The organism is Cryobacterium sp. HLT2-28 (genome assembly GCF_004402495.1).
GTDB classification, from domain to species: Bacteria; Actinomycetota; Actinomycetes; order Actinomycetales; family Microbacteriaceae; genus Cryobacterium; species Cryobacterium mannosilyticum.
This window is the reverse complement of record NZ_SOFH01000020.1, coordinates 49,890-69,814: the sequence shown is the minus strand read 5'-3', so window position 1 is coordinate 69,814 and position 19,925 is coordinate 49,890. Positions and strand designations below refer to the sequence as shown.

The following is a 19,925-nucleotide window of genomic DNA, read 5'->3' as shown; positions in this document are numbered from 1 at the left end:
AATCCCCATGCTTCAGTCTGTGGCCGGCACCGGCTACCTGCCCAGCGTTCAGAACACTCAGAACACACAGGCCGCAGGCGGCGCGGGCTTCGGCTCCGCCCTCGCCGGCGCGGTCGACAACCTGCAGGCCCTGCAGTCCACCTCCAACACCCTCGCGGTGCAGGCGGTCACCGGAAACCTCAATGACATCCACTCCGCCACGATCGCGTCGACCCGGGCGCAGGTCACCCTCGAACTGGTCGCCGCCGTGCGCAACAAGGGTGTCGACGCGTTCAACGAGATCATGAGGATGCAGGCCTGATGCCCCGCCCCATTACGTCGGCCTTCCAGAACATCTCCCGCAACATCCGCGAATTCACCGTCGCCCAGCGCACGGTCGCTATTATCGGGGTCGCCGTGCTCGCGCTCGGCATCGCGGCGCTCACCATGTGGGTCACCAAACCGGCCTACACCCCGTTGTTCTCCGGCCTCAGCGGCTCCGACGCGAACACCATCGTCGACCAGCTGCGCACCGACAACGTTCCCTATGAGCTCAGCGACGGCGGCGCCACGATCATGGTGCCGCAGGAGAACGTCTACGACGAGCGCCTCAAGAGCGCGGCGGCCGGCCTGCCCTCCTCGACCACCGGCGGCTACTCACTGCTCGACAAGATGGGCGTCACCGCCTCCGAGTTCCAGCAGTCGGTCACCTACAAGCGGGCGCTCGAGGGTGAACTGGCCAACACCGTGCAGGCCATGAAGGGCGTCAAGACCGCCTCCGTGCGCCTCGCGATCCCCAAGGACACCGTGTTCGCCTCGGAGAAGACCGACCCCACCGCATCCGTCTTCGTCGAAACGCAGACCGGCGTCACCCTGAACTCCGACCAGGTGCAGGCCATCGTGCACCTGACCAGCGCCTCGATCGACGGAATGAAGCCCACCGACGTGGCCGTCATCGACGCCAAGGGTGTCGTGCTCTCCGCCGTCGGCGTCGGAGCCACCGGCTCCTCCGACCAGCAGGCCGGCGACTACGAACAGCGCGTGCGCGGCGCCGTGCAGGCCATGCTCGACAAGGTCGTCGGACCCGGCAACGCCACGGTCGTCGTCGCCGCCGACATGAGCACCCAGTCCGCCCAGCGGGTCGAAGAATCCTTCACCACCCCCACGGACGCCCCCGCGCTCAGCGAGGCCGTCAAGACCGAAACCTACTCCGGCTCCGGCGCCGGTGGAGCCGCCACCGGCGTGTTCGGGCCGGACAACATCGCCGTGCCCGCTGGCGCTGCGGGGAAGGACGGCACATTCACCTCCGCCGACACCACCAAGAACAACGCCGTCAACAAGGTCACCGAGACCCGCACCATTCCGGCCGGCCAGATCAACCGCCAGACCGTCTCCGTCGCCGTGAACGCCAACGCCGTCGGCAAGCTCAACGTCGCCGACGTCACCTCCCTGGTCTCCTCGGCCGCCGGAATCGACGCCAAGCGCGGCGACGCCGTCACCGTCGAGGTGGTCAGCTTCAACGCCGCCGGCGCCACGGATGCCGCCACCGCCCTCAAAGCGGCCGACGCCTCGGCCGCCGCCGATCGTTTCGCGGAGATCGTGCGCATCGGCATCATCACCGCCGGCATCGTCATCACCTTCGTGCTCGGCCTCATCCTCTATGCCCGTCGCTCGCGCCGGCAGAGCCGGGAAGCGATCGAACTCGACGAACTGATCGAGGCCCGCCCGGTGCTCGCCGCGGCGAACGTCCCGTTCGGGATCACCGCCCAGAACAGCCCGATCATGATCGACCCGACCCCGACGGTCGCCTACGGCGTCAGCGGCGCCACCGGCGAAGCCGACCGGATGCGGGTCGAGATCGACTCCCTCGCCCAGCGCGACCCCGCACGGACCGCCGAGTTCCTCCGCGGCCTGATGGATGACCGGCAGCCCGCATGATCGAGGTGAAGGTTCCCCTGACGGGAACGCAGAAGGTCGCCGTGGTCCTGATGAACATGGACCGCCAGCGCGCCTCCGAAGTGATGAAGCAGTTCACCGAGTCCGAGGCCGCGGACATCGCCGCCGAGATCGTGCAGCTGCGCCGGGTCGACCCCGAGGTCACCGAGACGACAGTGCTCGAGTTCCACGACATCACCACGAAGGGCGCCCGCAACCCGCGTGGCGGCCACGCGTTCGCGGTCGGCCTGCTCGAGGCATCCTTCGGCGCCGAGAAGGCCGCCGGCGTGATGACGAAGGTGGCGTCGTCGATGGCCGGCAAGGCCTTCGAGTTCCTCGACACCGCCGAGCCGCTCCAGGTGCTCACCCTGCTCGACGGCGAATTGCCGCAGACCATCGCCCTGGTGCTGGCTCACCTGCGCCCCGAACACGCCTCCGCAGTGCTCGCCGGCCTCGTCGGCTCCCTGCAGGCCGAAGTGGCCCAGTGCATCGCCACCATGGGCACCGCCACTCCGGAGGCGATCAAGGTGGTCACCGACACGCTCAAGGGCCGGGTCGGCGCCATCTCCTCGTCGAGGGACACCAGCGCGGTGGTCGGCGGCATCCAGCCCCTCGTCGACATCATCAACCGCGCCGACGTCGCCACCGAACGCGCCCTGCTCGAGGCCCTCGACGCGAGCGATCCGGTCCTGGCCGAAGAAGTCCGGTCCCGGATGCTGACCTTCGCCGACATCGTCAAGCTCGAGAGCCGCGACGTGCAGCAGGTTCTCCGCGGCATCGACGCCGCCGTGCTCGCCGTCGCGATGAAGGGTTCCACCGAGGGCGTCGTCGAGACCATCCGCACCAACCTGTCCGAGCGCAACCGCGAGATCCTCGACGACGAGGTCAAGGCCATGGCGCCCGTGCGGGTGTCGCAGGTCGAAGAGGCCCGCGCCACCATCGTGCGCGCCATCCGCGACCTGGCCGCGCAGGGCAGCATCACCGTGCAGCGAGCAGACGAGGATGACTATGTCGTCTAACAGCGGATTCTCCACCCTGTCGTTCCCCGCCCTCCGGGACGTCAACCGGGACATCACAGGCGACCGGGACGACGACCGATCTCGCGCCCGCGGCCACGCCGCCGGCTACGCGGCCGGGCTCCGAGCCGCCGCCGAAGAGATCGCCGCCAGGGCTGCCCGTCTCGAGGCCGAGCACGCCGCGGCCGTGAGCCACGGCCAGGCCCGGGTCGACCACGCCGTCGCCGTGCTCGGGGCCGCCGCCGCCGCCCTCGACGAGCGCACGGTCCCGGTGCTGCGCGACGCGGAGAACACCCTCGTCACCACCGCCCTCGACCTCGCCGAGGCGATCATCGGCCACGAACTGGACGACGCCGAGAACTCAGCCCGGTTCGCCCTGGGCCGCGCCCTCGACCACTCGACCGCCGCCCAGCCGCACTCGGTGCGGATGAACCCCGACGACCTGGCCGTGCTCGACCCGGCCACCCGCGCCCAGGCCGGCGTCGACTTCGCGGCGGACCCCACCCTTGCCCGCGGCGACGCGATCACCGAGTTCCCCGACGGGTTCCTCGACGCCCGCATCGGCACCGCCCTGGCCCGGGCGAAGGCCGTGCTTCTGGGCGGTGCCTCATGACCCTCACCTGGCAGCCGCACGCCGCCCGGCTCGGCTCGGCCCTGGCCGCGGCCCGGCCGCAGCGCGTCGGCGTCGTCTCCTCCATCGTCGGCCTCGGCCTCGAGGTGCGCGGCCTCAACTCCGCCATCGGCGACCTGGTCACCATCGGCGAGCACGGCGAGGTCGATGCGGAGGTCGTCGCAACGACCCGTGAGGGCATCCGCTGCATGCCGCTGGGCCGGATGACCGGCATCCGCGTCGGCGCCCCGGCCCGCTCGGACGGCGCCCCGAACTTCGTGCCGACCGGCACGGGTCTCTTCGGCCGCGTCATCGACGGCCTCGGCCGCCCGATCGACGGCAAGGGACCGCTCGTCGTCACCGGCCGGGTCTCCCTCGACCACGACAGCCCCTCCGCCATGGCGCGCTCCCGCATCGTCACGCCACTCCAGCTCGGCGTGCGCGTGCTCGACACCCTCACCACCGTCGGCAAGGGCCAGCGGATGGGCCTGTTCGCCGGCTCGGGCGTCGGCAAGTCGTCGCTGCTCTCCATGATCGCGCGCGGCACTGACGCCGAGGTGTCCGTCATCGCCCTGGTGGGGGAGCGTGGCCGAGAGGTGCGCGAGTTCCTCGAGGACGACCTCGGTCCGGAGGGCCTCGCCCGCTCGATCGTCGTGGTCTCCACGTCCGACGAACCGGCCATGATGCGCCTGCGCGCGGCCTTCGTCGCCACCCGCATCGCCGAGTCGTTCCGCGACCAGGGCGCCGACGTCATGCTGATGATGGACTCGCTCACCCGGGTGGCCATGGCCCAGCGCGAAATCGGCCTGTCGGTCGGCGAACCGCCGGCCACCCGGGGCTACCCGCCCTCCACGTTCTCCCTCCTCGCCCGGCTGCTCGAGCGTGCCGGCACCGACGAGACCGGCTCGATCACCGGCGTCTACACGGTGCTCGTCGACGGCGACGACCATAACGAGCCGATCGCGGATGCGGCCAGGTCCATCCTCGACGGCCACGTCGTGCTCGACCGCAAGCTCGCGGTGACCGGCCACTTCCCCTCCGTCGACGCCCTCGCCTCGATCTCCCGCGTTGCCTCCCGGGTCAACAGTCCGCAACAGAACGAGGTCGCCGGTTTCCTCCGCAAGGTGCTTGCGGCTCGTCGCAACGCCCAGGACCTGCTCGACGTGGGTGCCTACCGCACCGGAACGAACCCGCTGGTCGACGCAGCCGTGGCCCACGAGGGCGCGATCAACGCCTTCCTGCAGCAACGGATGGACGACCAGACCTCGGCCGCCCTCGCCTGGGACCAGCTCACCACCCTCACTCGACAGCTCGGAGGCCTCTGATGGCTCGCACCTTCGCCCTCGCCGGACTGCTTCGCCTCAGGCACCTCCAGCAGGACCAGGCCGCCGGCGACCTTGCCGCCGCCAACGCCGTAGCCAAGGCCAACAGCCTCCGCCGGGCGCAGGCGCGAGCCACCCTCGAGGTGCTGCCGAGCAGCGTCACCGGCGCCGAAACCCTCTACGCGGTCGCCGCGGCCCGCGCCTCCACCCGCAGCATGCTCGCCGAGATGGATGCCCTCGGCCGCAACCACGTGGCGGCCGTCGGTGAGGCCCAGGCCGCCTACGACGCCACCCGCGCGGAGTCGGTGAGCCTGGAGAAGCTCGAGGGCCGGCACGGCCAGGCGGTCGCCGCCGAAGACCTGCACGCCGAACAGACCGTCCTCGACGAGATCGCGTCCACGTCCTGGCACCGGGGTCGCAACGGACTGCTCCGATGACGATGGTCGCGATGCTGAGCCGGGTCAGCGACATCCGCGCCACGCTGGACCAGTTCTCCGCCGCGACCGCACCGGTCAAGTCGGCGGCGACGACCGCCGCGGGCAGCGCCGCCTCGAGCACGTTCGCCGACGCCCTGGCGTCCGCCTCCGGCGCTGCCGCGGCCGGCACGGCCACCGCCAATCCCGGCAGCGCGACCGGCGAGGGCGTCGTGAAGGCCGCCGAGAAGTACCTCGGCGTTCCCTATGTCTTCGGCGGCGAGGACCAGAGCGGCATGGACTGCTCCGGCCTCGTGCAGAAGGTCTACGCCGACATGGGCATCACCGTGCCGCGCCTCGTCTCCGGCCAGATGAAGATCGGCACCGAGGTTGCCTCCCTGGCCGAGGCCAAGCCGGGCGACCTCATCGTCACCGGCGGCGGCGATCACATCCTCATCTACGTCGGCAACCACAAGGTCATCCACGCACCCTACGAGGGCCGCACGGTCAGCAAGGTCGAGGCCTACATGGACGACTCGGAGATCACCACCATCCGACGCGTGATTCCGGATGCCCCGGCTGCCGCGGCAGGCTCGACCGACCTGGTCAACGCCGCCTTCGCCTCCCTGCTGAAGGGCGGTTCCCGATGACCTCGGCCCTGCTCCGATCGGCCGTCCCGGCCGCGTCGCCCACCCCGCCCCGCGGCCAGACCGGCACCCCGTCCGGTGCCGGGGCGAGCGGCGGCGCCGGCGCGTTCGCGTCGGTCATGCAGGGCACCCTCGACGCCCGCGGTGCGGCAGCGAGCCGTGGCACCCGCCACGAGCCGGCCACGGATGCCGCTCCAGACCGGTCCGCGGACCTCACGGCGAACCGCACTGCGCACCCTGCTTCGAACCGCGCACCGAACCCTGCTTCGAACCGCACTGCGAACCCTGCTTCGCCGGCCAAGCGCCCCCAACTGGACGCCGGCAAGCCGGACGCCGGCAAGCCGGACGCCGGCAAGCCGGACGCGATCACGTCGAGCCACCGCGGGGGAGCCGCCGACGCTGCAGCCCCCATGCCGTCCACGATGGTGCCCGCTTCCCTCGGCACCCCCGCTCCGGCCTTCGCGCCGGTGCCGGTCGCCACCGGTACGAACACAGCCTCTGACGAGGCCGGTTCCCCTGATTCCTCGGGCGACTCAGCTCTGGTCTTCCCGGCAATCGTCCCGGCGACGCCCACGGCCGCCACGGCCGCCGACCTTGTCCTGTCCGCCCAGTCACGCCCCGCAGACACCATGTCGGATGACACTGCTTCGGCCAACACCGGATCGGCCGACGCCCGATCGGACAACGCCGAGGGCGTCGGCGCTTCCGCTGCGACTCCCGTCGGCGATGCAGGCGCGAGCGCGGCTGTTGCCGCAACCACGACTACAGCCGCGGTCGCGTTCGCCGTCGCCGGAACCATTCCGGCCCTCCGTGCCGCACCAACGACGACCGCGGCAGCAACAGAATCGGCCGAAGCCGCCGGCGTCGACGCTGCCGCAGGTTCGACCGCAGCCCGCACCATCGACGCGACCGCGACCGCGACCGGTGTTGGAACGGCCGCGCCGGGAACGGAAGCGGGAACGATCAGCGGAACCGGGCCCCAGAACGGTTCACCGGCCGAGACCGGCACGGCCACCGGGGCCCCGGCGACCGGCGCCGTTGCCCTTGCCGGGCTCGTCCCGGCCACCGGAGCCGCAGCCGTGCGTGCGGCCGTGGCCGGCGCCAACGCCACCGCCCGCACCCGCACCGGCACCGAAGGCGCGGCCCCGGTCGACGAGGCAGCTGCCGCCCCCGCAACCGTCGCGGTTCCGGCCGGCGCCGTCGTCACCCCGGCTCCTCCAGTGGCGCCCGCCTCGGCCGCCGCCGCACCGGCGCCCCCAGCGCCCGCTCCGGCCGCGCCTCTGGCCGCGCAGGTCGCCCGCCCGCTGTTCAGCCTTGCCGGCGCCGCAAACGGCAACCACGTGCTCACGATCAGCGTCAGCCCCGACAACCTCGGACCCGTCACCGTGCGCGCCCACGTCAACGGCGACAACATCCGGGTTGAACTCTTCGCCCCGACCGACCTGGCCAGGGACGCCCTGCGCGCCATCCTGCCTGACCTGCGCCGGGACCTCTCGGGTGGCGGGCTGAACGCCCACCTCGACCTGTCCGCACACGACTCGCCCTCCGATCCGTCCGCGAACCGTCGGGACCGGCCGCAGCCAGAGGCCCGCACCGAGCGCGTCAGAGGCGCCGGCGACAGCATCCCGAACCAGTTCCGTGCCCCCGTCTTCGGTAGCACGCACACCATCGACATCCTGGCCTGAGAAGAAGAGAGACCAACGTGACCATCGACGCAGTTGCCGCCCCGGCAATGACCGGCATGTACACCAGCGCGCCCGTCCGGGCGCCGAAGCAGACCCTCGACTCCGAGGCGTTCATGTCGCTGCTGGTCACGCAATTGCGCAACCAGGATCCCAGTTCTCCCATGGACACCAACCAGATGATCGCCCAGACGACGCAGCTGGCCATGATGGAGAAGCTCTCCGCGCTGTCCACCACGGCGGACGAGAACTTCTCGCTGCAGATGCGGGTGGCCGCGGCGGCCCTGGTCGGCCAGAACGTGACCTACACGAAGGCCGACGGCACCAGCGCAACGGGCACGGCCTCGGCCGTCTCCTACGCCGGCCCGGTTCCGCAGGTCACCATCAACGGCACGAACGTGGCCCTGGATGCGATTTCCGGCGTGACCGCGCATCCGCCGGCGGTTCCCACGGTCACCGCCTGATCTCGGCCCGCACCGTCGGGCCCTCCCTAATCAACAGTTTTTCACCCATTTTTCAGACTCACTTCCTTTCAGAAAGGCAGCATCCCATGCTTCGCTCCCTGTATTCCGGCATCTCAGGTCTTCGCTCGCACCAGACCATGCTCGACGTCACCGGCAACAACATCGCCAACGTCAACACCACCGCGTTCAAGGCCTCGGCCGTCCAATTCCAGGACACCCTCTCGCAGCTGAGCCAGGGCGCGGGCGGCCCGCAGGCCACGGTCGGTGGCACCAACCCGGCCCAGGTGGGACTCGGCGTCAAGGTCGCCGGCATCTCCACCAACTTCGCCCAGGGTTCCTCGCAGGCCACCGGCAAGGCCACCGACATCATGATCTCGGGCGACGGATTCTTCGTCACCCAGCTCGGCGGCGAAACCCTCTACAGCCGCGCCGGCGCCTTCGACTTCGACGGGGAGGGCCGCCTGGTCACCCCGGCCGGCGCGATCGTGCAGGGCTGGACGGGGGTCAACGGCCAGATCAATGAGGGCGGGACCATCGGAAACATCACCCTTCCGCTGCAGTCGATCATTCCGGCGAAGCCCACTGATAAGGCCGTAATGGGCGGGAACCTGCCGTCTGATGCGCCTAACGGAACCACGCTGATGCGCGATGTCAAGGTGTATGACGCTCTCGGGGCATCCCGCACGTTGGCGCTGACCTTCAAGAGCACGGGCGCTGGAACGTGGGACGTATCTGCTGCAGACGGCACCACGACTGCCGCTGCGCCGCTCACGTTCGCAGGTGGAGTCGTCGTGAGCGGGGCGAAGCTGATGGTGGGCACGGTAGAGGTCAATATGGGAGATCTCAAGGGCTACGCCGGACTCCCGACTGCCACGTTCAACTCCCAGAACGGGTCTGAGGCGGGCACGCTCAAGTCCTTCACCCTCGGCAAGGACGGCACCCTGGTGGGGCTATTCAGCAACGGCGGCCAGGCATCCATCGGCCGGATCGCCCTCGCGACATTCTCGAACCCGGGCGGCCTCGAGAAGGCCGGTTCCTCCGAGTACCGCTCCACCTTCAACTCCGGTAACGCCGCTCTCGGTGCACCCGGCTCAGGCGGCCTCGGCTCGCTCAGCGGGGGAGCTCTTGAGATGTCGAACGTCGACCTCTCCCAGGAGTTCACCAACCTGATCGTCGCCCAGCGCGGCTTCCAGGCCAACGCCCGCATCATCACCACTTCCGACGAGGTGCTCCAGGAGCTCACCAACCTCAAGCGCTGATAGCGAGTGAATGGCGGGCCGGATCGGACCTCGTGAGAGGGCCCCGATCCGGCCCGCAGACTGCCACCCGGGTGCGTCCCGAGTGTCACCCGAGCGGGAATGATCGCCGAGCGGTGAGTTCTGCAGGGTTTTCAGGCGGCCTGAAAAGGTGCTTAAGTCACAGTTCGGCGAGGGCTGACCGCATCGGGCGGGCAGACGGTCCCGGCCGGCAACTAACGGCCGGGGCACGGCGACCGACAGTGGTTCACGACGGTTACTTGAATCGTCCGGAGACCATGGATGGGCCCGATGATTGTTGTGACGAGGCTGAACGACAGCCAGTTTGCGATCAACCCCGATTTGATCGAGCGGATCCACGCCAGCCCCGACACGACCCTGGTCATGGTCGACGGCGCGAAATTCATCGTCACGGAGGGCCTCGACGAGGTCATCGAGAAGATCGCCCGCTTCCGGGCGCATGTGATCTCCCTGGCCTATCTGACCTCAGATGCCGATTACAGCAGCGGCGTCAGACCGCTCGAAATCGTCAGCGGTCCGCACGCGATTGAAGACCCCACCGCGCCGGGTCCCGTGCAGCCCCAGCGCCCGCGGAGGCTCTGATGGATCCCGCAACCCTGATCGGTATCGCGCTCGCCTTCGGCTCGCTCTTCGCGATGATCACCATCGAGGGCGGCCACATCTCCTCGATCCTGCTGCCGGCCCCGATGGTGCTGGTTTTCGGCGCGACCATCGCCGTCGGCATCGCCGGCGGAACGATCCGCGATGCGATCTCGGCGTTCAAGGCCGTGCCCGGTGCCTTCGTCGGCAAGACCACCCCGCCGCAGCAGGTGATCGACCAGATCGTGGGTCTGGCCGAGAAGGCCCGCAGCGCCGGCCTGCTCGCCCTCGAACAGGAAGCCGACAACGTCGACGACCCGTTCCTGCGGGGCGCTCTGCAGAACATCGCCGACGGCACCGACGGTGACGAACTGCGCATCCTGCTCGAAGACGAGCTGGCCACCAGAACCAAGGCCAGCCGAAACGCCTCCAAATTCTTCACCAGCCTCGGCGGCTACGCGCCCACGGTCGGCATCATCGGCACCGTGATTTCGCTCACCCACGTGCTCGAGCAGCTCGACACGCCCTCGACCCTGGGCCCGCTGATCGCCGCCGCGTTCGTCGCCACCCTCTGGGGTCTGCTCTCCGCGAACTTCCTCTGGCTCCCCATCGGCAACCGGCTCAAGCGGCTCTCCGACATCGAGGTGGAGCGGATGACGCTGCTCCTCGAGGGCGCCCTCGCCGTGCAGGCCGGAAGCCAGCCTCGCCTCCTCGGCGAACGGCTGCGGGCCATGGTGCCGGCGGAATCCTCCAAGTCGGCGAAGTCGGGCAAGGCGGACAAGGCGGCCAAGTCCTTGCCCAAGGCGGCATGAGCGGTCACGGCCGGGGACGCGGCCGCAGCAAGGGACTCGAAGAGGAACACGTCGAGCACGTCGACGAGCGGTGGATGGCGTCCTACATGGACATGGTCACCGTGCTGATGTGCATGTTCATCGTGCTCTTCGCCATGTCGTCGGTCGACCAGTCCAAGTTCGTGCAGTTGAAGAACTCCCTCGCAACCGGGTTCGGCGCCACCGACGTCGGCAAGGTCGACACCGCCAAGGGCGTCGTCGTCAAAAAGGACAAGGTCAAGCAGGGCGAGGCGACCGGCTTCACCAACCTGGACCTCGCCGTCGCGGAGGTGAAGAACCTCAGCTCGGCGCAGAAGGCGATTCAGGATGCCGTGGACGCCAAGGGGATCGGCGGCATGGTCCAGTTCGTGATCGACTCGCGCGGCCTGACCGTCGGCCTGGTCGGTTCGGAGGCCTATTTCGCGCCCAACCTCGCCGAGCTCAGCCCACAGGCCATCCAGGTGCTCGACACAATCGCGCCGATTCTCGCCACCCAGCCCAACGAGGTGAAGATCGAGGGCCACGCCGACCGGCACGGCGTCACGGTCAACTACCCGACCGACTGGGAGCTGTCCTCAGCACGGGCGACCGCCGTGCTGCGCCGGCTGGTCGAGTTCGGGGCGATCGCCCAGGAGCGCATCTCGTCGGTCGGCTACGGTTCGGCCCGGTCTGTGGCGACCGGCTCAGACCTCGCCGCGATGGCCCAGAACCGCCGGGTCGACGTGGTGATGCTCTCCAGCCAGCCGGAGGCCGTCCGGGCGCTCATCCCCTCCGTGCTCGACGGCACCGCCGTGATCCCCGCCCCGGTGGCCTCTGCCGACCCCGCGACGGAGCCGGCGGCATCCGCCGAATCGACCACCAAGACCACGAAGACCACGAAGACGACCACGACGGAGAAGACGCCAGCCAAGACCGGACACTGACCACCCCAGCCGGCACGGACACACCGCGGCACAAGTTGGATGTCGCTACTCCTAACGCGGGCGATTCGTTGACCGATAGTGCTTGTCGTGACGGTCCAGGAACAAGCAGTGATTGGTGTGCCCGCTTCGGCGGCGCGCACGGTCGAGGTGTACGACTTTCGTCGCCCGACAACGCTCGCCCGCGAGCACTCGCGCGTGCTGGAGCTCGCCTTCGAAACCTTCGCCCGGCAGTGGGGCACCCAGCTCACCGCCAAGGTGCGGGTGCTGTCGCAGGTCACCTGCGAACACGTCATCATGCGCACCTACGACGAATACGCGTCGTCCCTGCCGGCGACCACGGCGATGGTGCTCTGCCCGGTGACCGGGTTCAGCGCCAAGGCCGTCATCCAGTTCCCCGCGGCGGCCGCGCTGTCCTGGGTGAGTCACATGCTCGGCGGCTCGGGCAGCACCTTCGCCCCCGAACGCGTCTTCACCCAGATCGAGCAGGCCCTCGTGCGCCGGCTGATGGACGACGCCCTCGAGGACCTGCGCTACTGCCTCGGCGCCCTGCTCGTCGCGCCGATCGTGGTCGGCGGCATCCAGTACAACTCGCAGTTCGCCCAAGCCGCGGCCACCGGCGACCTGATGATCGTCGCCACCTTCTCCATGCGGGTCGGCGAATCGACGGCCACCGCGACCCTCGCACTGCCGGCCGACACGCTCCTGCCCCAGCTCGGCGAGACCAACCCGACCAGCAACGCCTCGAACCCCGAGGACCTCCTGCACGCGCAGCTGGCCTGGGTGCCGGTTGACGTGTCCCTTCAGCTCACCCCGATCCGGGTGCTGCCCAGCGTCATCCTCGGCCTCGCCGTCGGAGACGTCCTCGCCATTCCCCATTCCAAGCACCGCCCGCTCGACGTCGTCGTCGACGGCCAGCCGCTCGCACGCGCCGCCGTTGGATCCAACGGCTCCCGCCTGGCCTGCATCGTCATCGACACCGAGGAGACCTTCGCATGACCCCCACCTCCACCGCCCTGCCCGCCGCCGCCGTCGACGCCCTGATCGGGCTGCTGCCGACCCCGACGTCACTGCAGGCCGTACCGTGCTCCGGCGCGGCCCTGGCCGGCCGGCTGGGCGCCGCGGTCGTCGCCTCCTTCGTCGGGGTGACCTCGGCGGACATCGCCATCGTGCTGGCCGAGCCGGCGTCGCTCGACGCCGCGGCCGGAGCGGAATCCGCCCTGGTCTCGAGCCAGGACGTGCTGCGCCCGGCGCTCGAGGGTGCCTCGGGCGTCTTCGGGGTCGGCGTGCTGGGGGAGACCAGGGTCGAAGACGCGACCGCCCTGTTCGCGGATGCCGAAACGGTCGTCTACGAGCTCAGCGGCGGCGGCGCCGTCACCGGCTGGTTCGCGATCCGGTTGCGCGACAACGGAACCATCGGCTCCACCGGCCGCGCGACCGGCTCGGTGGTCGGCAAACTCGGCCGCATCAACAGCGTCGAAATGGCCCTCACCGTCGAAATCGGGCGCACCCGGATGTCTGTGCGTGACGTGCTCGCCCTGGAACCCGGCGCGGTCATCGAGCTCGACCGCTCGGCCGGGGCCCCCGCGGACATCCTGCTGAACGGCCGGCTGATCGCGCACGGCGAGATCGTCGTCGTCGACCAGGACTACGCGGTGCGCATCACCCAGATCCTCGACGTGGCCGAGAGCCTGACCTAGGTGGACACCCTCCTCGTCGCTCTGCGGGTTGCCCTCTCCCTGGCCGCGGTGCTCGGGCTGCTCTGGGCGCTCCAGCGACGCCTGACGCGGGGCTCCCGGGCGACGCGCAGCCAGAACCTCGTCACCGTGGTCGGCCGCCAGGGGCTCGGCCAGAAGGCATCCGTCGTCGTCGTCGACATCGACGGCCGCCGGTTCGTGCTCGGCGTGACCGAGCAGAACGTCAACGTGCTGCACGACGGCGATTCGCCGTCGGCCGCCGACGCCGCGGCCGGCGACTCGGTCTTCGCTCGCTCGCTCGACGCGGCGGCCACCGGTGCCGTCGTGAACGCGGCGACCGACACCGATCCTGAAACCGAGCTGGCGCCGCCGCTCATCCTGCGCCCGCGCCACGGTGCGGCCGGCCGGGCCGCCCAGATCCGCACGGGCCAGGTCAGACCGAACCAAAACCGCCTCGGCGGCTCCATCCTCTCGCCGGCGACGTGGCAGCAGACCGCAGCCGCCCTCCGGCAGGGACGGTGAACTCCGCGGCCCTGCGGGCAGACCGGCGCTGGCGCATCGCCAGGGCATTCGTGATGGCGGCCCTGCTGGTCGTGATCGTCGCGGCGATCGTGCTCGTCATCGCCCCGGCCGGACACGCCGCACCGGTCGACCCCACCCCGCCGACCGACCCGGCCACCCCGACCACGCCGGCCGGCGGCGGCCTGAACGTGTCGATCAACGGACCGGACGGTTCGCCGTCCTCGGCGATCGTCACCCTGATCGGCATCACGCTGCTCTCGGTCGCACCGGCGCTGCTGCTGATGATGACCTCGTTCACCAAGATCTTCGTGGTGCTGGCGATGACCCGCAACGCCCTCGCGCTGCCGTCCATCCCGCCGAACCAGGTGCTCGCGGGCCTGGCCCTGTTCCTGTCGCTGTTCATCATGGCGCCGATCCTGACCGACATCAATGAGCACGCCCTGCAGCCTTACCTGAACGGCACGCTCTCCTTCGATGATGCGGTGACGATCGGCTCCGGCCCGCTGCGCACGTTCATGCTCGCGCACACCCGGGAGGAAGACCTCGCCCTGATGACGCGGGCCGCCGACCAGGCCAACCCGGCAAACGCCGACGCGGTGAACCTGCTCACCCTGATCCCCGCCTTCATGATCTCCGAGCTTCGGGCCGCGTTCATCATCGGCTTCGTCATCTTCGTGCCGTTCCTCGTGATCGACCTCGTCGTTTCCGCCGCGCTGATGTCGATGGGCATGATGATGCTCCCGCCGGTGATGATCTCCCTGCCGTTCAAGATCCTCCTCTTCGTGCTCGTCGACGGCTGGGGTCTGATCATCACCACCCTGATCAGCAGTTACCGGGGTGGCTGATGGACACCAACGCCGTTCTCGACATCGGCCTCCAGGGCATCCTGGTCGCCGGGATGCTGTCGGCCCCGATCCTGATCACCGCCCTCGTCGTGGGATTCGCGATCTCCCTGCTGCAGTCGATCACCCAGATCCAGGAGGTGACGCTCTCCTTCGTGCCCAAGGCGATCGCCGTGGCCGTGGCCCTTATCGTCTCCGGCCACTGGATGATCTCCGAGATCGTCTCGTTCACGCACATGCTCTTCGACAAGATCCCTTCCCTCATCGGCGGAGGCTGATGAACATCACCCTGGACTTCGCGTGGATCGAAGCGGTCATGCTCGCCGGGGTGCGCATGGTCGCCTTCCTCGTCGTGGCACCGCCGTTCTCCTACAACGCGATTCCGCTGCGGATCAAGGGGATGCTGGCCCTCGGCCTGGCCCTGGCCGTCTCGCCGCAGGTGACGCCCGGCTACGTCTCGCCCGACACGGCCGGTTTCATCGGCGCCCTGATCCTCGAGATCATGGTCGGCGGGGTGCTCGGCTTCCTGGTCCTCGTCGTCTTCTCCGCCATCCAGTCCGCCGGCAACCTGATCGACATGTTCGGCGGGTTCCAGCTGGCCCAGGGCTTCGACCCGCAGGCGATGGTCAACGGCGCCATGTTCACCAGGCTCTACCAGATGACCGCGCTGGCGCTCCTGTTCGCCTCGGGCGGCTACCAGCTGATCATCGGCGGCCTCGCCCGCACCTTCGCCGCGCTGCCGATCGGCGGCGGCATGAACCTGGCCGTGCCGATGCAGGCCGTGACCACCGCGGTCGGCCAGATGCTGCTCGCCTCGGTGCAGATCGCCGGCCCGCTGATCGTCGTGCTCTTCCTCGCCGACGCCGGCCTCGGCCTGCTCACCCGCGTGGCGCCCGCCCTCAACGCCTTCGCCCTCGGCTTCCCGCTCAAGATCCTGATCACCCTGTCGCTGGGCGCGGCCGGTTTCGTCGCGCTCCCGCGCATCGTCTCCTCGCTGACCGGCGACGCCGTCGGCACGATGATGGGGGTGAAGTAGATGTCGGACTCCGGCGAGAAGACCGAGCAGGCGACCGACAAACGGATGCGCGAGGTACGCTCCAAGGGCCAGCTCTCCAAGTCCCAGGACCTCACCGCGTGGCTGGGCATCGGCGCGGCCGCCATCATGACCCCGGTCACCATCTCGCTCGGCGCCCAGGCCGGAACCAGCCAGATGATCAGCATCCGCTCGCTCGTCGCCCGGCCGGACCCTGAACTGGCCGTGCAGATGCTCGGCGAATCGCTGGGCTCCATGGCCGGCGTGCTCACCCCGATGCTCGCGACCGTGTTCGTCACGGTGCTGGTCGGCGCGGTCGCCCAGGGTGGCGTGCACTTCAAGAAGGTGGCCGGCAAGTACGAGCAGTTCAACCTGGTCACCGGTTTCGCCCGCACCTTCGGCGGGCAGGCGGTCTGGCAGGGTGTCAAGGCGCTGTTGAAGACCGTGGCCGTCGGCCTGGTGCTCACGATGGTGATCCAGGGTCTGATGCCCATCCTGATGACCGCGGGAGGTCTGCCGGTGATGGCGCTGATCGGTGCGGCCGGCGGCGGCGCCGCCTCCCTGGTGCAGTCCGCGGTGATCGCGGGGCTCGTGCTCGCCGCCGCCGACGTGTTCGTCGTGATCCGCCGCAACCGCAAGCGCACCCGGATGACGAAGAAGGAGGTCAAGGACGAGAACAAGAGCTCGGAAGGTGACCCCCAGGTCAAATCCCAGCGCCGGTCCCGGCAGCTGGCGATGAGCCGCAACCGGATGATCGCCTCCGTCGCCACGTCCGATGTCGTGCTGATCAACCCCACCCACTTCGCTGTCGCCCTGAAATACGAACCGGGCAAGTCAGCCCCGCGCGTCGTCGCGAAGGGCGCCGGAGTGATCGCCGCCCGCATCCGCGAGCAGGCCGAGACCGACCACGTCCCCATCGTGCGCGACATCCCGCTCGCCCGCGCCCTGCACGCCGAGTGCGAGATCGGCCAGGAAATCCCGGTCGAGCTCTACAACGCGGTCGCCCGGGTGCTGGCCTTCGTGATGGCTCTGAAGACCCGTGGCTCCGGCGCCGGGTCCGGCGTGCACACCGTAACCGAACCTGCCCTGACGGCCGGAGGCCACCGATGAACCGCAATCTCGCCAAACTCGCCATTCCGATCGGCGTCGTCGGCATCATCCTCCTGCTCGTCGTGCCGGTGCCGGCGGTGCTCCTCGACGTCCTCATCATCATCAACATCCTGCTCGGCCTGGTCACCCTGCTGACCACCATGTTCGTGAAGAAGCCGCTCGACTTCTCGGTCTTCCCCTCGCTGCTGCTGGTGGCCACCCTGTTCCGGCTCGGCCTGAACGTGGCCTCCACCCGCCTTGTGCTCGGCGACGGCTACGCCGGCCAGGTCATCGCCTCCTTCGGCGAGGTCGCCGTGGGCGGGTCGATCATCATCGGCGCGGTGATCTTCCTGATCCTCGTCGTGATCCAGTTCGTGGTCGTCACCAAGGGTGCCGAGCGGGTCGCCGAGGTGGGCGCCCGGTTCACCCTCGACGCCATGCCCGGCAAGCAGATGGCGATCGACGCCGACCTGAACGCCGGCCTGATCACCGACACCCAGGCCAGGGAGCGCCGGGCCGAGGTCTCCGCCGAGGCCGACTTCTACGGCGCCATGGACGGCGCCTCGAAGTTCGTCAAGGGTGACGCGATCGCCGGCATCATCATCATCATCATCAACCTGGTCGGCGGCATCGCGATCGGCATGATCCAGCGCGGCCTCGAGATCGGCGAGGCGATGAGCACCTACTCGCTCCTCACCATCGGCGACGGCCTCGTCACCCAGATCCCGGCGTTGCTGATGGCAGTCTCCACCGGCATGATCGTGACCCGCTCCAACGCGGAGTCCGACATCGGCACCACGGCGTCCGCCCAGCTCACCCAGTCCCGCAACGCGTTGATGATCGCCGGTGCCGCCGCCCTGCTGATGGCGCTGATCCCCGGCATGCCGATCATCCCGTTCGTGGTGATCGGAATTGCCCTGATCCTCTTCTCCCGGCGGATCAAGGCCGGCGAAGAGCGCGACCAGGCCGGCAAGGATGCCGCGGTCGCCGCCGAGAGCCTGGCCCCGCGGTCGGACACCGCCGAGGACCTGATCGAAACGATGCGGGTGCACGCGCTCGAGATCCTCCTCGCCCCCGACCTCGTCGACCTTGTCTCCGGATCCCAGGACGACCTCCTCGCCCGGGTGCGGTCCCTGCGCCGCAAGATCGCGATGGACCTCGGCGTGGTCGTGCCGCCCGTGCGCACCAGGGACAGCGTCGACCTGCCCTCGGCGACCTACGTCATCCGGATCGCCGGCGTCGAGGCCGGCCGCGGCACGGCGCCCGCCGGCAAGGTCCTCGCCCTCGGCGACGCCCTCGACCTGCTGCCCGGCACCGCCACGGTCGAACCGGTCTTCGGGCTGGCCGGCAAGTGGGTGCCGAGCGAGATGCGGCACAGCGCGGAGATGACCGGCGCCACCGTGATCGACCGGGTCTCCGTGCTCGTCACCCACCTCTCCTCGATCATCACCGGCAACGCGGCCCGGCTCCTCACCCGGGAAGACGTGCGCGTGCTCACCGACGGGGTCAAACAGGTCAACCCCTCCGCCGTCGACGACCTGATCCCCGGCCTGCTCTCCCTCGCCGAGGTGCAGCGCGTGCTGCAGGGGCTGCTGGTGGAGCTGATCCCGATCAACGACCTGCCCCGCATCTACGAATCCCTCTCGCTGCGGGCGAAGGTCTCGGCCGACCCGGAGGGACTCGTCGAGGCCGCCCGCCAGGCGCTCGGCCCGGCCCTCGCCGCCCAGTACCTCGACGACGGCCTGCTCCGCGTGATCATGATCGAGCCGGGGCTCGAACAGTCCATGCTCGAGGGCATGCGTCCCTCCGAGCAGGGCACCCAGATCATGCTCGACGCGGCCCGGATCGACGCCATCCTCGGCTCGCTCAAGGAGGCGCTGGCGAACGTCGAGGCGAGCGGACTGACCGCGGTGCTGGTCTGCGCGCCCGCGCTGCGCCCGGCCATCCGCCGCCTCGTCTCCGCGCACGCCGGCGGGCTGCCGGTGCTCTCCTACCAGGAGGTGACGTCGGCGAACGTCGCCATCGAGACGGTGGGAGTGGTTCGTGGAACCGAAACGATTTCTGCTTGAGGGCGCCAGCCTCGAGGAGCTGAAGGCGCGCATCCTCTCCGAGCACGGGGCGGATGCGCGCATCGTCGCCGCCGAACGCGTCACCGTCGGCGGCATCAGGGGCTTCTTCGCCAAGCGGCACTTCGAGGTCACCGTCGAGGTGCCGGAGCGTCGGCGCCGCGCGGCGCACGCGCGGCTCGACCTGCAGGCCAGGCTCGGCATCGCCGCCCTCCTCGACGACGCCGACGCGGCCGAGGCCCGCTTGCAGGCCGACCCCCGGCCCACGCTGTCGACCGACTCCGCCGACTTCGCCTACCTGATGGACGAGCTCACCTTCCAGGCCGAGCCGGATCCAGCCCCGATCGTGCTCACCGCGAACCGCGTGCGCGCCGCGGACGCCGGGCCGACGTCCGCGCAACCGGCCAGGCCGACTGCCGTTTCGCCGACCCCGAAACCGGCGCCGGTGACCCTGGTGCCGCGGCCCCTCTCCGGGCACGGCGACCTGGTCGTTCTGGTCGGACTTCCGGATGCCGCGCTCGAGGTGGCGCGATCCATGGCGCTGAACGGGGCAGGCGAGGTGCTCGTTGCCGGGGCGGCCCGTTGCGATGACGCCGAACGCGCCGACGACCGCCGCACCGCACTCTCGGCCCGGGCCAGGGGAGTCGAACGCGGCCAGACCGGCTTCGTGGCCTTCGGCCTGGGCGGTAACCTGGCCGACTCGATGGGACTGGTCGCGGCCCTGGCCGACACGCTGGCGCCGATCGGCGCCGACCAGGTCTGGCTGGTGGTGGAGGCCGGCCGCAAACCGTCGGACACCGGCCGTTGGGCGGCGGCGCTGGCGGCCATCGCGCAGATCGACGCGGTCGCCGTCGTCGGGGCATCGACCACAGGCACGCCGGGAACCGTCGACGAGCTGGGCCTGCCGATCGGCTGGGTGGACGGAGCGCCGGCGACGGCCGCGACACTGGCGGCCGTGCCGAGCCTCCCGGGCACCGCCGACGGGTCGCGGTAGGCTGGGCT

22 protein-coding genes are annotated in these 19,925 nt (G+C 69.9%); all 22 read left to right on the top strand.

The features are described from left to right. Nucleotides 1-7 precede the first annotated feature (7 nt). The 22 genes from fliE to E3O48_RS09595 all read left to right on the top strand — a co-directional run bounded on the left by fliE (nt 8) and on the right by E3O48_RS09595 (nt 19,917). Nucleotides 8-301 carry a flagellar hook-basal body complex protein FliE gene (gene fliE, locus E3O48_RS09700; protein ID WP_134538397.1) on the top strand — a complete coding sequence of 98 codons (294 nt, stop codon included), beginning with the start codon at nt 8-10 and terminating at the stop codon, nt 299-301. Beyond that, entirely contained in the window at nt 301-1,917 is a 1,617-nt protein-coding gene (fliF, locus tag E3O48_RS09695) for a flagellar basal-body MS-ring/collar protein FliF (protein WP_134538395.1), read from the top strand. The genes fliE and fliF overlap by 1 nt, the downstream gene beginning before the upstream one ends. Continuing rightward, the gene (fliG, locus tag E3O48_RS09690) at nt 1,914-2,933 is read left to right on the top strand and encodes a flagellar motor switch protein FliG (protein WP_174774783.1); all 1,020 of its coding nucleotides are present in this window, start codon (nt 1,914-1,916) and stop codon (nt 2,931-2,933) included. The genes fliF and fliG overlap by 4 nt, the downstream gene beginning before the upstream one ends. Next, nucleotides 2,923-3,543 carry a FliH/SctL family protein gene (locus E3O48_RS09685; protein WP_166788666.1) on the top strand — a complete coding sequence of 207 codons (621 nt, stop codon included), beginning with the start codon at nt 2,923-2,925 and terminating at the stop codon, nt 3,541-3,543. The genes fliG and E3O48_RS09685 overlap by 11 nt, the downstream gene beginning before the upstream one ends. After that, nucleotides 3,540-4,865 (top strand): FliI/YscN family ATPase, encoded by a 1,326-nt coding sequence (locus E3O48_RS09680; RefSeq protein WP_134538391.1) that lies wholly within the window; start codon nt 3,540-3,542, stop codon nt 4,863-4,865. Before E3O48_RS09685 ends, E3O48_RS09680 begins: the two co-directional genes overlap by 4 nt. Then, nucleotides 4,865-5,299, top strand: coding sequence for a hypothetical protein (locus E3O48_RS09675; protein ID WP_134538389.1), 435 nt, complete (start codon nt 4,865-4,867; stop codon nt 5,297-5,299). The genes E3O48_RS09680 and E3O48_RS09675 overlap by 1 nt, the downstream gene beginning before the upstream one ends. After that, nucleotides 5,296-5,925, top strand: coding sequence for a C40 family peptidase (locus E3O48_RS09670; RefSeq protein WP_134538387.1), 630 nt, complete (start codon nt 5,296-5,298; stop codon nt 5,923-5,925). The genes E3O48_RS09675 and E3O48_RS09670 overlap by 4 nt, the downstream gene beginning before the upstream one ends. After that, nucleotides 5,922-7,607, top strand: coding sequence for a flagellar hook-length control protein FliK (locus E3O48_RS09665; RefSeq protein ID WP_134538385.1), 1,686 nt, complete (start codon nt 5,922-5,924; stop codon nt 7,605-7,607). The genes E3O48_RS09670 and E3O48_RS09665 overlap by 4 nt, the downstream gene beginning before the upstream one ends. A gap of 17 nt (nt 7,608-7,624) precedes the next feature. Then, the gene (locus E3O48_RS09660; protein ID WP_370249654.1) at nt 7,625-8,068 is read left to right on the top strand and encodes a flagellar hook assembly protein FlgD; all 444 of its coding nucleotides are present in this window, start codon (nt 7,625-7,627) and stop codon (nt 8,066-8,068) included. An 86-nt stretch (nt 8,069-8,154) separates the two neighbouring features. Beyond that, nucleotides 8,155-9,327 carry a flagellar hook protein FlgE gene (locus tag E3O48_RS09655; protein WP_134538383.1) on the top strand — a complete coding sequence of 391 codons (1,173 nt, stop codon included), beginning with the start codon at nt 8,155-8,157 and terminating at the stop codon, nt 9,325-9,327. 288 nt (nt 9,328-9,615) lie between these two features. After that, nucleotides 9,616-9,927: a flagellar FlbD family protein gene (locus tag E3O48_RS09650; RefSeq protein ID WP_134508622.1), complete on the top strand. Its 312-nt coding sequence runs from the start codon at nt 9,616-9,618 to the stop codon at nt 9,925-9,927. After that, nucleotides 9,927-10,736 carry a motility protein A gene (locus tag E3O48_RS09645; protein WP_134538381.1) on the top strand — a complete coding sequence of 270 codons (810 nt, stop codon included), beginning with the start codon at nt 9,927-9,929 and terminating at the stop codon, nt 10,734-10,736. The genes E3O48_RS09650 and E3O48_RS09645 overlap by 1 nt, the downstream gene beginning before the upstream one ends. Continuing rightward, a complete protein-coding gene (locus E3O48_RS09640) occupies nt 10,733-11,677 on the top strand; it encodes a flagellar motor protein MotB (RefSeq protein ID WP_134538379.1) in 945 nt (314 codons plus the stop codon). Before E3O48_RS09645 ends, E3O48_RS09640 begins: the two co-directional genes overlap by 4 nt. A 108-nt stretch (nt 11,678-11,785) precedes the next feature. After that, the gene (locus E3O48_RS09635; RefSeq protein WP_134538377.1) at nt 11,786-12,673 is read left to right on the top strand and encodes a flagellar motor switch protein FliM; all 888 of its coding nucleotides are present in this window, start codon (nt 11,786-11,788) and stop codon (nt 12,671-12,673) included. Further along, entirely contained in the window at nt 12,670-13,374 is a 705-nt protein-coding gene (fliN, locus tag E3O48_RS09630; protein ID WP_134508570.1) for a flagellar motor switch protein FliN, read from the top strand. Before E3O48_RS09635 ends, fliN begins: the two co-directional genes overlap by 4 nt. Then, nucleotides 13,375-13,893 carry a flagellar biosynthetic protein FliO gene (gene fliO / locus E3O48_RS09625; RefSeq protein WP_134538375.1) on the top strand — a complete coding sequence of 173 codons (519 nt, stop codon included), beginning with the start codon at nt 13,375-13,377 and terminating at the stop codon, nt 13,891-13,893. A 53-nt stretch (nt 13,894-13,946) separates the two neighbouring features. Next, nucleotides 13,947-14,738, top strand: a complete 792-nt coding sequence (fliP, locus tag E3O48_RS09620) for a flagellar type III secretion system pore protein FliP (protein WP_134538547.1) — start codon at nt 13,947-13,949, stop codon at nt 14,736-14,738. Further along, the gene (gene fliQ, locus E3O48_RS09615) at nt 14,738-15,013 is read left to right on the top strand and encodes a flagellar biosynthesis protein FliQ (RefSeq protein WP_134508566.1); all 276 of its coding nucleotides are present in this window, start codon (nt 14,738-14,740) and stop codon (nt 15,011-15,013) included. Before fliP ends, fliQ begins: the two co-directional genes overlap by 1 nt. Then, a complete protein-coding gene (locus tag E3O48_RS09610) occupies nt 15,013-15,771 on the top strand; it encodes a flagellar biosynthetic protein FliR (RefSeq protein WP_134538373.1) in 759 nt (252 codons plus the stop codon). The genes fliQ and E3O48_RS09610 overlap by 1 nt, the downstream gene beginning before the upstream one ends. Then, the gene (locus E3O48_RS09605; protein WP_134538371.1) at nt 15,772-16,878 is read left to right on the top strand and encodes a flagellar biosynthesis protein FlhB; all 1,107 of its coding nucleotides are present in this window, start codon (nt 15,772-15,774) and stop codon (nt 16,876-16,878) included. Then, entirely contained in the window at nt 16,875-18,926 is a 2,052-nt protein-coding gene (locus tag E3O48_RS09600; RefSeq protein WP_134538370.1) for a flagellar biosynthesis protein FlhA, read from the top strand. The genes E3O48_RS09605 and E3O48_RS09600 overlap by 4 nt, the downstream gene beginning before the upstream one ends. After that, nucleotides 18,901-19,917, top strand: a complete 1,017-nt coding sequence (locus E3O48_RS09595) for a hypothetical protein (protein ID WP_134538368.1) — start codon at nt 18,901-18,903, stop codon at nt 19,915-19,917. The genes E3O48_RS09600 and E3O48_RS09595 overlap by 26 nt, the downstream gene beginning before the upstream one ends. Nucleotides 19,918-19,925 lie beyond the last annotated feature (8 nt).

Excerpts from the sequence above, each read along its gene's own strand:
- fliE (WP_134538397.1), top strand. The coding sequence starts at position 8 with ATGCTTCAGTCTGTGGCCGGCACCGGCTACCTGCCCAGCGTTCAGAAC.
- fliF (WP_134538395.1), top strand. The coding sequence starts at position 301 with ATGCCCCGCCCCATTACGTCGGCCTTCCAGAACATCTCCCGCAACATC.
- fliG (WP_174774783.1), top strand. The coding sequence starts at position 1,914 with ATGATCGAGGTGAAGGTTCCCCTGACGGGAACGCAGAAGGTCGCCGTG.
- E3O48_RS09685 (WP_166788666.1), top strand. The coding sequence starts at position 2,923 with ATGTCGTCTAACAGCGGATTCTCCACCCTGTCGTTCCCCGCCCTCCGG.
- E3O48_RS09680 (WP_134538391.1), top strand. The coding sequence starts at position 3,540 with ATGACCCTCACCTGGCAGCCGCACGCCGCCCGGCTCGGCTCGGCCCTG.
- E3O48_RS09675 (WP_134538389.1), top strand. The coding sequence starts at position 4,865 with ATGGCTCGCACCTTCGCCCTCGCCGGACTGCTTCGCCTCAGGCACCTC.
- E3O48_RS09670 (WP_134538387.1), top strand. The coding sequence starts at position 5,296 with ATGACGATGGTCGCGATGCTGAGCCGGGTCAGCGACATCCGCGCCACG.
- E3O48_RS09665 (WP_134538385.1), top strand. The coding sequence starts at position 5,922 with ATGACCTCGGCCCTGCTCCGATCGGCCGTCCCGGCCGCGTCGCCCACC.
- E3O48_RS09655 (WP_134538383.1), top strand. The coding sequence starts at position 8,155 with ATGCTTCGCTCCCTGTATTCCGGCATCTCAGGTCTTCGCTCGCACCAG.
- E3O48_RS09650 (WP_134508622.1), top strand. The coding sequence starts at position 9,616 with ATGATTGTTGTGACGAGGCTGAACGACAGCCAGTTTGCGATCAACCCC.
- E3O48_RS09645 (WP_134538381.1), top strand. The coding sequence starts at position 9,927 with ATGGATCCCGCAACCCTGATCGGTATCGCGCTCGCCTTCGGCTCGCTC.
- E3O48_RS09640 (WP_134538379.1), top strand. The coding sequence starts at position 10,733 with ATGAGCGGTCACGGCCGGGGACGCGGCCGCAGCAAGGGACTCGAAGAG.
- fliN (WP_134508570.1), top strand. The coding sequence starts at position 12,670 with ATGACCCCCACCTCCACCGCCCTGCCCGCCGCCGCCGTCGACGCCCTG.
- fliP (WP_134538547.1), top strand. The coding sequence starts at position 13,947 with ATGGCGGCCCTGCTGGTCGTGATCGTCGCGGCGATCGTGCTCGTCATC.
- fliQ (WP_134508566.1), top strand. The coding sequence starts at position 14,738 with ATGGACACCAACGCCGTTCTCGACATCGGCCTCCAGGGCATCCTGGTC.
- E3O48_RS09610 (WP_134538373.1), top strand. The coding sequence starts at position 15,013 with ATGAACATCACCCTGGACTTCGCGTGGATCGAAGCGGTCATGCTCGCC.
- E3O48_RS09605 (WP_134538371.1), top strand. The coding sequence starts at position 15,772 with ATGTCGGACTCCGGCGAGAAGACCGAGCAGGCGACCGACAAACGGATG.
- E3O48_RS09600 (WP_134538370.1), top strand. The coding sequence starts at position 16,875 with ATGAACCGCAATCTCGCCAAACTCGCCATTCCGATCGGCGTCGTCGGC.